This is a genomic window from Neobacillus niacini (assembly GCF_000759675.1).
Classification (GTDB): Bacteria; Bacillota; Bacilli; order Bacillales; family Cytobacillaceae; genus Neobacillus; species Neobacillus niacini_A.
Window position 1 is genome coordinate 275,302 of the sequence record NZ_BAWM01000021.1, and the last position, 14,648, is coordinate 289,949.

10 protein-coding genes and 2 pseudogenes are annotated in these 14,648 nt (G+C 34.3%); 5 read left to right on the forward strand and 7 right to left on the reverse strand.

Annotated features, from left to right (window positions below; translation table 11 throughout):
* Positions 1–88: 88 nt before the first annotated feature.
* On the forward strand, positions 89–856 hold the full coding sequence (locus tag TR08_RS13975) for a SurA N-terminal domain-containing protein (protein ID WP_045519028.1): 768 nt from the start codon (positions 89–91) through the stop codon (positions 854–856).
* Between the two features lie 692 nt (positions 857–1,548).
* Here TR08_RS13975 and TR08_RS13980 read toward each other — a convergent pair.
* The 5 genes and pseudogenes from TR08_RS13980 to TR08_RS31040 form a co-directional block, all read right to left on the reverse strand.
* Positions 1,549–2,169, reverse strand: coding sequence for a hypothetical protein (locus TR08_RS13980; RefSeq protein WP_045519029.1), 621 nt, complete (start codon positions 2,167–2,169; stop codon positions 1,549–1,551).
* A gap of 26 nt (positions 2,170–2,195) precedes the next feature.
* Positions 2,196–3,242: a Kiwa anti-phage protein KwaB-like domain-containing protein gene (locus tag TR08_RS13985; RefSeq protein ID WP_045519030.1), complete on the reverse strand. Its 1,047-nt coding sequence runs from the start codon at positions 3,240–3,242 to the stop codon at positions 2,196–2,198.
* A gap of 775 nt (positions 3,243–4,017) precedes the next feature.
* A pseudogene (locus tag TR08_RS31035) lies at positions 4,018–4,245 on the reverse strand (IS110 family transposase); the annotation flags it as partial.
* A gap of 332 nt (positions 4,246–4,577) precedes the next feature.
* Positions 4,578–5,003, reverse strand: a complete 426-nt coding sequence (locus tag TR08_RS13995; protein WP_045519034.1) for a hypothetical protein — start codon at positions 5,001–5,003, stop codon at positions 4,578–4,580.
* Between the two features lie 181 nt (positions 5,004–5,184).
* Positions 5,185–5,514: pseudogene (locus tag TR08_RS31040) on the reverse strand (Rrf2 family transcriptional regulator); the annotation flags it as partial.
* 243 nt (positions 5,515–5,757) lie between these two features.
* Here TR08_RS31040 and TR08_RS14005 point away from each other — a divergent pair.
* The 4 genes from TR08_RS14005 to pdxA all read left to right on the forward strand — a co-directional run bounded on the left by TR08_RS14005 (position 5,758) and on the right by pdxA (position 11,116).
* Entirely contained in the window at positions 5,758–7,446 is a 1,689-nt protein-coding gene (locus tag TR08_RS14005; RefSeq protein WP_045519037.1) for a sigma-54-dependent transcriptional regulator, read from the forward strand.
* Between the two features lie 201 nt (positions 7,447–7,647).
* Positions 7,648–8,640: a 2-keto-3-deoxygluconate permease gene (locus TR08_RS14010; protein ID WP_045519039.1), complete on the forward strand. Its 993-nt coding sequence runs from the start codon at positions 7,648–7,650 to the stop codon at positions 8,638–8,640.
* A 188-nt stretch (positions 8,641–8,828) separates the two neighbouring features.
* A complete protein-coding gene (locus TR08_RS14015) occupies positions 8,829–10,118 on the forward strand; it encodes a four-carbon acid sugar kinase family protein (protein ID WP_045519040.1) in 1,290 nt (429 codons plus the stop codon).
* A gap of 2 nt (positions 10,119–10,120) precedes the next feature.
* Positions 10,121–11,116: a 4-hydroxythreonine-4-phosphate dehydrogenase PdxA gene (gene pdxA / locus TR08_RS14020; protein ID WP_045519041.1), complete on the forward strand. Its 996-nt coding sequence runs from the start codon at positions 10,121–10,123 to the stop codon at positions 11,114–11,116.
* A 563-nt stretch (positions 11,117–11,679) separates the two neighbouring features.
* Here the strand turns inward: pdxA and TR08_RS14025 are convergent.
* Positions 11,680–12,672, reverse strand: coding sequence for a DUF3231 family protein (locus tag TR08_RS14025; RefSeq protein WP_045519042.1), 993 nt, complete (start codon positions 12,670–12,672; stop codon positions 11,680–11,682).
* Between the two features lie 738 nt (positions 12,673–13,410).
* Complete coding sequence (locus TR08_RS14030; protein ID WP_045519043.1) at positions 13,411–14,037, reverse strand: isochorismatase family cysteine hydrolase; 627 nt, start codon at positions 14,035–14,037, stop codon at positions 13,411–13,413.
* Positions 14,038–14,648: the final 611 nt, after the last annotated feature.

The following is a 14,648-nucleotide window of genomic DNA, read 5'->3' on the forward strand; positions in this document are numbered from 1 at the left end:
TCTTTCTATGTTTATGTCTAATATAATGATCACTAGATGATTTTTTGAATGGAGAATCGTCATGCTAGTTCACGATAGGAGAGGGATCATGAAGAAAATTATATATACTCTTATTACAGGAATCATGGCTGTCACTTTAACAGCTTGTGGTTCAAATGATGAAGGTAAACAATCCAATAATAGTGAAGAGCAAACTGAAACTGCTCAAACCCAGCCACAAAATCAAGAGAAACAGATGAAAGAAGTGCAGAAGAAGCTAGATAAGCAAAAAATAGAGGAGAAGAAAACCGTTGCTATCATCAATGATGAAGAGGTTTCAGGTAGTGACTATAATATGGTATTATCTTCACTACAAATGCAGATGCAACAAATGGGACAAGATCCTACTTCTGAAGAAGCAGCAAAACAAATGAAAGAACAAACCATCGATAACTTAGTGGGACAAACGTTGATTCTTCAAGAGGCAGATAAAAAAGGGTATCAAGCATCAGATGACGAAGTTGAAAAACAAATAGCCGAAATGAAAGAATCGTATAAAGATGATAACAAATTTGAAGATGCTATGAAACAAGCTGGTTTGGATATGACGACACTAAAGAATAAAACTGCAGAGAATATTCAATATATGAAGTACATGGAAAAAGAAATTCCAGTAGTAGAAGTAACGGATGAAGAAATTCAAGCTTATTATGATCAAGCAGTCCAGCAAGGAAGTTCCGGTGGTCAAAAACTTCCGAAACTTGAAGAAGTAAAACCGCAAATCAAGCAACAACTTGAACAACAAAAACAACAAGAACAACTCATTAAAAAAGTAGAAGAGCTTAAGAAAAAAGCTGAAGTAGACATTAAAATCTAATGTTTTCAATACAATGAACCTTAAAGGCTATGTATCTAATGAGTAAGTATTAAATTGAAGGCTGCCTGAGAAATTCTTAGGCAGCCTTTTACTAGGTTCATTAATTCCCGTGCGCAAGAGGTAAAGAATTAAAGTCTGAAAAAGTGTATCTCGTGGTTTGTTAACAACCTATCAATCTTCCCCCATACGAACACTCCTTAAATCGCAAAATTACTTTAAATTGTACAGAAAAGAGCTGCCAATTTTTCTAACGGGTTCGGTGCATATCGCAAACATAAATATGTTAGTCAAAATGAGTGTCAAATTGTATATAAATTTGATACTCATTTTTTGTTGTTGTGTAGCGATTTCTATAACATTTTTCATAAAATTTGCATAGTAAAATGTATATTAATTTGTAGGGTACACTAGCTGTTGTACCCTAACAATTTCAGTTAACTTTCGTGGAATTGCAGTCGGAGACCCTATTACATTTGAAAATAGTGAAGAGGGGTTCGTTAATCAGTAATTGAGCTTTTTTTGGTCCTGGTTGTCTTTTCATTAATGACTTCCATCCCCTCTGGACATCTAGTGACTCCATTGAATCTTAACTCCAACTTTAAAATTAATATATTCAATAGCATATTCCTACACATTTATTAGGTAGTATATAATTCACCCTTATGTCTTGGTACGGTTTAAATTCACTTATATTATGGATTACTAGAAATTATGTAGTATACATCACCCGCTAAATGTTGCAATTTAAATTTATTATTTAAATCTAAATCGGCTTCTTCTGAGATTAAAAAAACCTTTTTATTTAAGCCAGTTCCTGAAATGTTTTGGATTTCACCTTCAAAAACATTTCTTCCTGATATAAAAAATAGTGGGTTTGTGCTAATAGAGTCTGTTTTAACATAAATCAGAATAATAATTATAAGTATTAATAATCCTCCTGTTAAGTTAGTAATGGATTTAACATCTAATGAGAATAGAGGAAGTAACATTGTAACTATAAAAAAAGAATAATGCTCAGCTTTTGGTTTATTATACCTTTTGATGAATACCTCACTTGTGATACTTAGTGAATTTTTCACTTTATTTAAGCCGACTTTGATAATTTTCATCCCTAAAAAAGTACATATACTAATAATTAATACCGCATATATCAACTCTGTTATTGAGTTGGATGTATGGGGTAATCTATCCCAAATTGAGTCTAGAGATCTAGGCATCAGTTTATTCTCTAATAAAAATTTCATTATAAATATTCCGATAAGCGGAAGATAGGCAAGTAGCCAGAGTATAAGCTGTTCTTTTTTTGACCACATAATTGACCCCCTTCATCTATTACCAATTAAAGAACAGATTCATATGTTGCTGCAACTTTAAACTCGTTAGTCAAGAACGACCGTACTATTTTATCTGCAAAAAAGTGTATTAATGTAATTGGTTTTTGTTGTTCATTATAAATAATCTGCTTATTGTCTAAGTCGATGAAATCGAACAAGGGCCATATCTCTTTAAATTGCTCTTTCAGTATTATTTTGTCTGCATCATTACTTGAATCGTAAGTTTGTTTTATTTGCTGTAAGTCATTACATCTTTCTTCGAAATTGTTATCTAAAGCTGATAAGGTTTGTCTTGAAATTTGAGCTAAAGCACGTGAATAAATATATTTTGAGCTTTGTTGTATAAATTGTTCTTTATTTGAATAATCACCCTGAAATAAGTTTAAAGAAGTAATAACATTAAGATTTGCTTCCATTTGTTGCTTTATATGGTCTGAATAGTCAAATGTATATTCGAAATTTCGTAAGTTATTGATAAATATGAAATTATCTAAAACAAAGAAGTCTAATGCCCCTCCTAGTTCTATTTCAGGCTCTTTCCTTAATTCCCATTCATTAGTGTTAAAAATTACATACTTTTTTTTGTTAGTAGTTTTTCTAGGTGCTCTATAAAATGCAAAATAAATGGTTTTTTGATTAAAAATAATCCTTACAATTTGAAAGTTTGACCGTTGCCAAGCTAATAATTCATTAGTATCTAAAGAATTTTTTAAATCATTATATTTGGTATCTAAAGCGCTTACATCTAGTGAATTTAACTTTGCTAGACTTGCATTCTTTTGAAACTCAAAATTATAGCTGCTTACAATGAATTCACCATCTCCATCCTCTTTAAAAACGTTCAATTGAGAAATTATGTGGGAAGCTAACCATAAACGTACTTCTTCAGCTAGAGCTAGCTGTTGTGAATGATAATAATTATTGGCATTTTTCTGTTTTTTTATAACAAAGAAAGATATTTGTAAGTCATCAGTTTTTATTAGATCTTCTACTTGTTGTGAAGTAAAACTTATTAACTGACTGATAGGACTTGTGGCAGCGTTTATGTCCACTTTTATCTCCTTTCAGATATAAATTTCTATTTGTTTTACAATAAATAGAAATTTATAGCATTAAAATAATTGCGTGTATTAATTTAATAGATTCAAACAATGTAATTTTTTCTGTAATAATCCTATTTGGTTTGTTTTCGGATAATAAAATAAGATAGCCTTAGTATCACAGTTTAACCATTTTCCTCTTAAATAAGACCATAAATGAAATAAATAGGCTATGTTAAAGAAAATGGTTGAATTAAATCGTCAAACAATCCTATGACAGGTTTTCCTATATCTAACGTGAATTAAAAAGTGTTATTAAGGATACTTAGAAATTTATGTTGAAATAAATATGAGATTGTGAAGGTTCCTACCTAAACTAACGGATGGGCTCTAACGCACCATAGTTCATCGACCTTCCTCCGTCAGCCGTAAAATCAGTATTGACGGTTTAAAACCATTTTCATTCTCTGTGGTGAAGCGCTGATTTTTGCGCTTAATGGATGGCTAACGGGGCAGTATAGTTGAACAATCGTCATTAGCTTTTTTTCAACAATCGGGCCAGTTTATGGAGTAACGAAAAAAGCCTATTTTCTCAGCATTAAAATTGAGAAATTAGGCTTTTAATATTGGAAATTCCTTAACGTTGTAAATCTTCATTTTCTGACACTATCCCGTTACGAAGTTTACAGGGAGATCAACCCACCGGGAAGTCCCCACCGATCGGGCGCCAGTTATTGTTGATCCCAGTCCAGTCCGAGTCCCTGCCCACAACAAAAGTATCATAATGAGCTGCTTCTGTTAATGCGGATTTTAAATATTTGTTTCCTTTTTTTGTTTTGGATGATTTCCTTTTACCTGCGCTTTCATTGTGTCCTGGTACTAGTGCTGCCCAAGAACATAAATGTGGAGGACTAAGAAACTGTTTTTTAATATTTGTTCCGATTTCAGCTAGGATTTGCTCAGCCATCCGAGTGGCAATGCCAGGTATTGAATCTAGTCGTTCAATATCTCCTTCTAATACTTTTTGAATACGATTGTGTTGTCTGGCACGTTCTTCAATAATTCCTCTCCCAGCCGTAGAATCTGACGGTTTGAAACAATTTTCATTCTCTGTGGTGCAGCGTTTGCGCTGCATGGGTGGCTAACGGGCAGTGTGTGGAAACATAAAAAACTTAATTTTAGTTGGTTTTAGAAAGATTTCGTAAAAACTATTCCAATGAGGATAATGAGGATAGCATATCTGACACATCATCTTCAAAAGATTTTTTTTGCAAAGGTCTCTTAGTGTTATTTTTGTTATTTTCACTTCCATCGTTTGATTTCTGAAGTGACTCATGTTCTTCGGATTCAGCCTTTTACCTCATAACTAACATTTTTAATGTGGAGCATGGAAATGCGAACGATTTCCTCCTTATTGACCAAAAAAACAAAATCATTTTCGATCTCACAGAGCATCCCCTCTACCGTCTCAGGAGCGCTACGATTGATTTTTACCCAACAATATTTCAATGATTCAAGCAGTCCTTCGAAATTTTCAGCAACATTATATTCGAAATCCTCAGGAATTTCAACGCCGAATTCCAACTCCCCTTTCATATTTTCTGTAATACTGTTAATATGATGAGTCTTGTAATAAACGACCCCATCATCTTCGGTGAAAACGGCGATATAATCGTCACCTGCATCCAAGAACAGCCCAATTCTGGATTCTGGTCCGTCTCGATCAACCTTAATTACTTTATCTTGAAAATATTTCGTGAGATTTTTACCCATATAAATTTCTCCCCTTTAAGTTATTAACTACACAACATCGTATGTATAACGGGAGGAGGTCGTCCTAAGCAAATAGCCTGTCTTTTAATATCAATAGAAAATTGAACGATGCGTTTTCCTTGAACTAAGCAAAAAACCTCGCTAAATTCCTGTTAATTTAGGAATTTCACGAGAGGTTATTTTATATGTTGCTCTTCGAAAAATATTTCCGAGTATCTTTACGTATTTGTTTGGGTAAGACACGATCAAGCTCATCATTTAACCATGACAGTGTTTTATTACGCAAGTAATCACGCATTTTTTCTTCCGCAGAGAGCATAACTAAATTGATGGTACAAGAGGAGGGAGCTGAACAACAGTTTTCTCTATACAAATAACCATTATCTTTAATATTTTTACATTGAAAAATTGGCTTAGGGCCTTCAACTGCTTCAACTACATCCCAAAAGGAAATATCTTCTGGGGACTTAGATAACCTATACCCTCCTTTTACACCAGGGACAGAACTTACGCGGCGATTATTCTCATGACACCATGTCTATGACAAGAAAAGTGATCTTAGATAAATCCCGCTAGGTATGTATTCTTAAAATTTGTTATGATTAATGAAGGCTACCAAATAAGAATAGAATGAAAAGGTTGTCGATTCCATTTTACCTTCGTTATTTTTTGCATATACTAGAATAAATTCTCCCTGTACGTTGAGTAGCTTTTTGCACCTGAAGCATATTTTTTGAGTAGGAAGTAGGCATTTATGAATATTAAAGTCCATATTATCGCTCCATATGAATCTATGGTACCTATAATTAAAGAGTGTATCTCTCTTTTCCCAGATTTGAATATAAATTATTCTGTAGGGGACTTAAACACGGGCGTCGAGATTGCCCGTTCGGAAGAAAAAAAAGGCACAGATGTCATTATTAGTAGAGGAGGAACAGCACAATTAATCAAAAAAGCAGTGCAAATTCCTGTTATCGATATGCAACTTTCAGGATATGATATGATTCGATCGCTAACTTTAGTAAGCAATCTAACGGATAAAACGGCCATTGTTGGATTTTCGAATATAACCACCGGTGCTAAGTCCATTATTGAATTATTAGATTACCCAATAAATGTTTTTACCATTAGTGATTCAAAGGAGGTTGCTCCTTTAATACTAAAACTTAAAAGTTTGGGTTATCAACAAATAGTCGGTGATGTGATTACGATAAAAACTTCAACTACTTATGGAATTAAAGGTTTTTTAATACAGTCCGGTAAAGAATCGATTATAAAATCAATAGAAGATGCTAAGTTGATCTATGGCTATCTTAATCATAAAAATAATCTGGCGAACATTTTTGAACAATTTATTTTAAAAGATACGAAAAATATGATCATTCTAGACGACAGCAATCATATTCTGTATGAGCATTTGACAGACTTCCCTTCTAATCCTTTATCTAACGGGCAGTTACATATTTTGAATACGGACCTAATGATGAATAGGAATACGATTAGTAACAATTTTATGATTGATGACTACAGCATTCATGTTACGGGATCCTACTATCATATTAATGACCTCCAATATAAAATATATGTTTTAGAAAAGAGTCCGATGGATTCATTAGAACAAAAGGGTCTTATTAAACATACTGATTTAATAAGTGAACCAATTACGATTTCATCTAAACCGATGGGAACCATTTTAAATCATATAAAAGCTTTATATGAAAAAAATGCTCCCATTCTTTTGCAAGGCGAAAAAGGGACTGGTAAAGACTTTATTACGAATTATATCCATAACGAGTTATCGAACGAAAGAATACTCATTACCATCGATTTTGAAGAATTTAATATCAATTATTTAGAAAAACTACCTCTTTCGAAAATAGGTACGATAAAAATAAAAAATGTTTCCTATGTAATCCATCATGAGAAATTAGAAAGATTTATTAAAGATTGTAACCATTGTAAGACTCATATCTTTATTATTTCAGAAATTCCATTTGCGAATGACATGATTTTAGATATAAAAATGAACAAGATTCTATTGCCTAATTTATCAGAGAGAAAAGAGGATATTGATAAATTGAGCCAATATTTCTTATCTTATTATCATCAGAATTATGGTACAACAGCCATTAAAATAAAAAGTGATGCATTAAAATTATTAGAAGAATACCATTATCCGAATAATATCGATGATTTAAAAAACGTTATTAAACAAATAGCATTAAATGAAAAAGATTATGTGATTCACAAAGAGACGATCCAAAGGGTTCTTTCAAACGAAAAAACAGCTACTAACCTGATCGTTCCTCCAAAAGGAACGTTGAAGGAAATTGAAAAAGAAATCATACTAGCTATATTAAAAGAAGAAAATAATAATCAATCAAAGACAGCTGAAAGATTGGGAATCAATCGAGCAACCTTATGGCGTAAACTTAAAGATTAACATTTAAGTTTACGCTATTTTTTATTGAAAACTGTTGCATTTTTAAACATTTACATAAAATTTGACGATAATGTGACAATTTTTTATAAAAACTGTTGCTTTTATAAACAATCTATTTTACTATGAGTTTGTAAACATTTTATGTAAGCGTTTTTCTAGAGGGCGCTTGAACTCATAATAAATTATAAAGGGGTAATAGTTATGAAAATAAAAGCAACTCTAAATCGTATCCCAGGTGGGATGATGGTTGTTCCGTTATTACTAGCAGCAACAATTAATACTTTCTTTCCAAATCTATTAAGAATTGGTGGATTTACAGAATCACTATTTGTGACCGGTGCCAATACCTTGATTGCTCTATTCTTATTCATTGCAGGGGCGCAAATTAGCGTGAAAAGTGTCGGTGTATCATTAGGAAAAGGTGCAACTTTATTAGGATTAAAATGGGTAGTGGGTGCTCTAGTTGGTCTTATTGCTTTTTGGCTCGCTGATAGTAATGGATTGTTTTTAGGAATGGCGCCATTAGCTATTATTGCCGCAATGACAAATAGTAATGGTGGCATGTATATGGCTCTTGTTGGTCAATATGGTAAAGAAGATGACAAAGCCGCTTATTCTCTTTTAGCTTTAAACGATGGACCATTCTTAACAATGGTTGCCTTATCTATATTTGGAACGATGGGATTTGTAGACGGAATGTTTTCTATTCAATCCTTCCTGGCAGTCCTTCTTCCGATCATCATCGGTATGGTATTAGGTAACTTAGATCCTGAAATGAAGGATTTCCTAACCAAAGGTAGTGACATGCTTATTCCATTTTTCGCTTTTGCATTAGGTATGGGTATCAATTTTAGCGCGATTGTTGAAGGTGGTTTAAGTGGGATTTTACTTGGTGTTATTACGGTGGTATTAACTGGTGGTTCTGGTTACTTAGTTTACAAATGGATTGGCTGGAATCCGATTGTAGGTGCTGCAGAAGGTACAACGGCAGGTAACGCTGTTGCAACTCCAGCGGCAATTGTTGCAGCGAATGCATCATTTGCTCCATTCGCTGAAATCGCAACGGTTCAAATTGCAGCTAGCGTTGTAACAACAGCTATTTTACTTCCTATTGTGATTGGATTTTTAGCAAAACGATTAGAGAAAAAAGGAAAATTACCTGAAACTGAATCAGCTGTAACTAAAATTAGTTAAATCAGGTTAATAGATTGCTAGAAGAAAAGCGCAAGCGCCCGTTAGCGATGTACACTAGTCGCTGGACCGCTTGCGCTGGGCAATTCTCAAAGTAAAAATTTTATACTTTCTTATTTCTGAACAAAAGAAGGGAGAGGCATCTCTCTTTTCTTTTTTTAAAAGATGGGGTTACCGAAAGGAGATTATTTATGAAATTAGCTATCATCGCAGATGATTTAACGGGTGCTAATGATAGTGGTGTTCAATTAGCTCGTCACGGACTTAAAACGACTGTTTTATTTGATATGGACGAAACAAGCGTATCTAATTATGAAGCAGTTGTTTTTGATACGGACAGTCGTTCAATCGATCAACAAGAAGCGTACGTAAAGGTAAAAAGAGCAGCAGAGTTTCTAAAAATGGCAGGTTTTACAAATATTTTCAAAAAGCTTGATTCAACCATGAGAGGAAATATTGGAGCAGAAATCGACGCAGTATACGATGTTTTAAAACCGGATTTCGTCATGATTGCACCAGGATATCCGAAAAACAATCGAATCATATTCCAATCCACCCACTATTTAAAAGGTGTTCCTTTAGGAGAAACAGAGATTTCAAAAGATCCAAAAACACCAGTAACAACATCATACTTGCCAGAACTTTTACAAGAGCAAACAAAGCATGCTATTGGAACCATCACCGTTGATGACTTAAATCAAGGGGAAAAGTTTGTTCAAGAAAAGCTTAACGATTATTTTGAAAAAGACACCATATACATTATCATTGATTCCACGGAAGAAAGTCATCTTGAGCAAATTTTAGATTACACCAAAACATTAACCTATCAATTTACTTGGGTTGGTTCTGCGGGAATGGCAAATTATCTTCCTAACCACTATGCAATCCCAAAAAAGCAGGATGATTTGGTTATTCCTACTACCTCTACTCCCATTCTTACGGTGATTGGTAGTGTGAATAAAAACTCTAGAGCACAGTTGAAAGTGTTACTAGAGAATACAAATGTCCATGCAATCCCTTTTGAATCCTACAAAGCAGTTACCGATGATACAGAGAGAACAAGTGAGATCAGAAAGGTGTATCATGAAGCTGTACAAAAGGCACAGGAAGGTCAAGATGTTGTCATCTATTCCACAGCGGAAAAAGAAGATATTGAAAAAGCATGGGTGACAGGGGCATCAAGGGGCCTTAGCCATACTGAAATTAGCAATGAAATTGTAAAAGCCATGGGTACGGTTTGTGCTGTTCTTTTAGAAGAAGGCTATTTCAAAGGTGTTTCAATGACGGGCGGAGATACAGCTAAACAAATTTGTTCTTTATGGGATATCAAGGGGTTTGAATTACTAGACGAACTAGAAATCGGTGTTCCAATCTCTAAGTTTTTAGGAAAAGATGACCTGTATGTGGTAACAAAAGCTGGCGGATTTGGTTCAGACGATGTTTTCATAAATGCTCTAAACAAATTGAAGGGAGTCAATTAAGAATGAAACCAATAATCGGAATTACAATGGGGGACGCAGCAGGTATTGGTCCAGAAGTTATTGTTAAAGCCCTTGATCACAAAGAAGTGTATCAAAATTGTCATCCTTTAGTAATCGGGGATGCGAAAATTTTAGAAAAAGTTAAACCTATTGTGCAATTAACATTACAGATAAATCCTATTAAAGATCCATCTGAAGCGAAATTTGAATACGGTACAATCGATGTGATTGATTTAGATCTTTTACCTATCGACCTACCTTTTGGAGAAGTTTCAGCTACTGCAGGTGACGCTGCGTTTCAATATTTAGCAAAAGCAGTAGATCTAGCGAAAGAGAAAAAGATCGATTCTATATGTACAGCTCCTTTGAATAAAGAGGCTCTGCATAAGGGTGGTCATTTATATCCTGGACATACTGAAATTCTTGCTGAATTGACGGATACCGAAGACTTTTCTATGATGCTCACTACACCGAACTTAAGAGTTATCCATTTAACCACTCATATGGGATTAATTAAAGCAATAGAAAGCATTAATCCAGAAAGAACATATAAAGTTATAAAATTAGCACACGATACTCTTTCAAAAGCAGGCTTCCATAATCCAAGTATAGCTGTCTGTGGAATCAATCCACACGCTGGAGAAAATGGGTTGTTTGGCAATGGAGAAGAAGAAGAAAAATTAATGCCTGGGATTGAAAAGGCACAATCTGAAGGAATAAATGTAACGGGCCCACTCCCTGCTGATACATTGTTTTTTAGAGCAGGAAGAGGAGATTTTGATATCGTAGTTGCCTGTTATCATGACCAAGGACATGCCCCAATCAAAGTAATGGGAATCGAAGAGGGCGTAAATATTACAGTAGGATTAAAAGGTGGTATTATTCGAACATCTGTCGATCACGGCACAGCCTTTGATATTGCTGGAAAGAATATTGCCGACGAAAAAAGCATGTTAGCTGCAATCCGTTCAGCCATTGAGTTGGCACCGAAGAGATAATAATAAAATTAGTTCTAAATTGCTCAAATGATAAAAGCCGATATTCCTAAGAGGAAAATCGGCTTTTTGGTTGAATTCCCGTGCCTGTCACTCCCCGATTAAATTACCCCAAAATTAGTTGGAATAGAAGGTTGAATGGAGAGTTTTCTGACTTACCAAAGGCATTTTCAAATCCTAAGTTGATTCTGTTATATATTGTATTTGGCAATTAAAAAATGCTATAAACGGCAGTATCTCTTTTGAATGTAAAAAGAGCCAAAATACGCAAATAGTGCATAAAAACTTGCATATTTTAGGCTCTTTAATTGTATTCCTTATTGTGATAAAGAACCCAATAGTTTAAGTAGAAACCTTCACAATCTCTTATACATGTTAACATAAGTTCTAGAATCTAACTCATTACAAAAAGACGCTTTACCTATTCCGGAAAAGCGTACAATAATTCAATAAAGATATATCAGGAATGATCATATGTATAGGGATTATTACTTCAAGAGATATACCTTATTCTTTCCGTTCAAGTGAATGAGTACAGACACCTAATTTTTTTATTTCTTAGCAATCTATTTTCGATCGAGTGTATGAGGAGGTTCTTCCATCCATTCTCGTTCAATCAACATTTCTATTCCATCTTTACCGTAAATCATGATCTCAATAAGAAATTTGGAGTATTGCGTGGCCAAGTCGATTCTCGTTGCTGTGGAAATTGCGTGGCCGATATAGGTAATGGCGGTTGAATTAGCCAATGTAATCATCCCCATAATGAGTCGATCTGAAAAGGGGGGTAAGGTCGATAAAGATACTGTAGCATTAATCATTGAGTTTTCTGGAAGATCATCTTTAGTTAGAGTATCGTTTAAAAACTCTATTTGCTTTTGGGCCAGTTTCTTTCCTCGAATTAGATAATTTTTGATGTTTTCATCTTTGACAATCTGAATAAATGCCGTTAAAAAAGTTTTGCCAAGCAGGTTACGTTCACTATTGAAAAATATATCAGTTAATTCTAAAACATTTAATGGCCGACTGGGTACAAACCATTTAGATAAAATAGTTCCCTTTTCTTTTAAGAATTCGATGCGATCTGGATAGGGAATAAATTGAGGCCTATCATAAATTCCTTTTGTAAGCATCATCTGGACTGACTGATTATAAAACTCTAAAAAAGAAGTTATACGTTTTGAAAAAAACAAGCGTACGTCTTCACGGGCTACACTTGTCAACAACATGCCATCATTCATAATCGCAATCTTGCACATACTGTATAAATAACTAAGTGAAATAGGATCGGAAAATAAAGGGGGTGCAGATAAGTTTACATCCTCCTCCGTATATCCCCTTGGAACAGGGAACTTTTCTTGAATAAACATGTTCTTAATCTCTTCGAGATAGTTTTGAGTGGTATTCAAAGATTCAGAAAGTAATGGTCTTAATTCTTCATCTTTAAGGTGTTTTAAGAAATATTTCGATAAACATACGTTCATACTATCACTAATATAAGTTGTCCATAGCGCCCCAATCTCTGTTGATGTAAAACCGACCTCATGCTTGTTATTCATTGCCCCTTCTCCTTCCAAAGATTGAACTTCGTTTTAATATAATTTCCCTTTATAACATTATGCGTAAAATTCGAGGTTTCTATGAATGGCTTGTTGGAAGTTAATTAAGCATAGAAAAAATATTTGGAGCTTTATTGCATCATATTCTATAATCTGGCCCGATTGCTGAACAAAGATCAAACAGAACTCTTCCACTAAACTGCCAGTTAGTGGAACAAGAAAAAGAGCTGCCGCAGCAACCCTTTTTTACACTAAAGCACTCCGTTAATTTAAGTACAATTCTTCACAAACTCACAAATCGTTAATATTCATAATAAAAAACTGCAGAAAGCTCGTTTACACCAACTTATCTTTTTCCGTACCCCTACAAAATCAAAGTTATTGGTGATATTGAACTAGCTAATAAAGAAGTATGAATAAGTGAATTTGTTGCTATCTTATCGCATGAGCTTAAATCACCCATAACTGCTGTGATGTTTTAGTTGGAAGCAATTATCGAAAAGTAGGTCTGTATCAAGATCGGTTAGATATTTGAAAAGGTGCTACAAGATGATGGGAGAGATTCAGGAACTAGCAATGGATATGGTGGAAATCTATCTAATGAAACACACTGTAATTGAATCTAAATTTTATAAGAATGTACTTATTGGATATCGTTAATGAAAGCACCTAACGGCTGCAACATTACAATTAATCAAAGAATAATCTCTTCTTTAGTATGCCTTTTTAAGAGTATCATTACATATTTGAAATGGCTTCACGTGTTGTCCATGTAGCACTACTGAAAGCTCGGTAGTTCGTAACAGCAGCATGAAAATCGTTTTCACTAATCGTGGCAGTTGCATCGTAAACAACAGCTGTCTTGAAGCCATTTTCGATTAAATCTCTCATATGCGATTCAACACATACGTTTGATAATACCCCAGCCAAAATTACTTGTTCTTTTCTGCGTTGCCTTAGTTGATAGACCAGATCATTTGTCTGAGGACTGGCCACCTTGTGCGGTGTTGCAATGACGGATGTTTTGTCCCAGATATACGGAGCTAAAGTTGGAACATAATCGGCTTCCGGAGTTGGAGGACTATATTGATTTAATTTCTGATAAACACGCAAATTAATCAACATCTCTTGTTCGTTCCCTGTAAACTGCCAATCATAGTCATGTGGATATAAAAAGTGTGGGGAAACAAAGAGCTGATAACCTTTACTACGGGCAGTGCTTAATAGAAGTTCCAAGTTGGCTAAAGTATTATTCTGTTTAATGTTAGCCTTTGTCAAATGATATCCTCTTCCGCCTGGAGACAAAAAGTCATTTTGAGGGTCAGTAATAACTATTGCAGTATTCGCTGGGTTTGGTTTAAACATAGAATTGTTCCCACCTTTTTTATGTTTTCACTTATCGATTATATGAACTACATTGATTAAAAATTCCTTAGGAAAATGAAATTTTGAATTTAATGAGTGACAATAAAGTGCGGATAAACAAATACAACTATTGCATAGAAACCCCATTTCTTTTTTTTGTATTATTTCCTTCCAATAAACATAAAAAAGAGCTGTATTCCACCTCTCACTTGTTCAACCTGCCCCGTAAGCACTATAAGAAAAAGGCCGCCGAAAATGGCAGCCAGATATTCAACTCTTGCATGCGTTAGTTCTATAAGAAATTAAGCCTAATTAGTATCCCATGATGATTCCTCATTAGTTAAACTATTTTCAACAATAAGATATTCGTCTTTGTTTACAAAAATGAATATCTAGCGATTTGATAGGATAGGGCTTATTGAACTCCCTCAGTTTGATACGAATATCTCTTGAATGCTCACTTATTCGCAGGATTTCGTAACCCTTGTAATTGGATTTACGGGTAATTGAAATGAGTTCAGATCATCTTGGCTTCGTGAAGGCATAGTTAAATAAAGGAGTTAGCTACTACTCCATATTTTACCATTTAATGTACATCTCCACGCCGCCCC

Excerpts from the sequence above, each read along its gene's own strand:
- TR08_RS13975 (WP_045519028.1), top strand. The coding sequence starts at position 89 with ATGAAGAAAATTATATATACTCTTATTACAGGAATCATGGCTGTCACT.
- TR08_RS13980 (WP_045519029.1), bottom strand. The coding sequence starts at position 2,169 with ATGTGGTCAAAAAAAGAACAGCTTATACTCTGGCTACTTGCCTATCTT.
- TR08_RS13995 (WP_045519034.1), bottom strand. The coding sequence starts at position 5,003 with ATGGGTAAAAATCTCACGAAATATTTTCAAGATAAAGTAATTAAGGTT.
- TR08_RS14005 (WP_045519037.1), top strand. The coding sequence starts at position 5,758 with ATGAATATTAAAGTCCATATTATCGCTCCATATGAATCTATGGTACCT.
- TR08_RS14010 (WP_045519039.1), top strand. The coding sequence starts at position 7,648 with ATGAAAATAAAAGCAACTCTAAATCGTATCCCAGGTGGGATGATGGTT.
- TR08_RS14015 (WP_045519040.1), top strand. The coding sequence starts at position 8,829 with ATGAAATTAGCTATCATCGCAGATGATTTAACGGGTGCTAATGATAGT.
- pdxA (WP_045519041.1), top strand. The coding sequence starts at position 10,121 with ATGAAACCAATAATCGGAATTACAATGGGGGACGCAGCAGGTATTGGT.
- TR08_RS14025 (WP_045519042.1), bottom strand. The coding sequence starts at position 12,672 with ATGAATAACAAGCATGAGGTCGGTTTTACATCAACAGAGATTGGGGCG.
- TR08_RS14030 (WP_045519043.1), bottom strand. The coding sequence starts at position 14,037 with ATGTTTAAACCAAACCCAGCGAATACTGCAATAGTTATTACTGACCCT.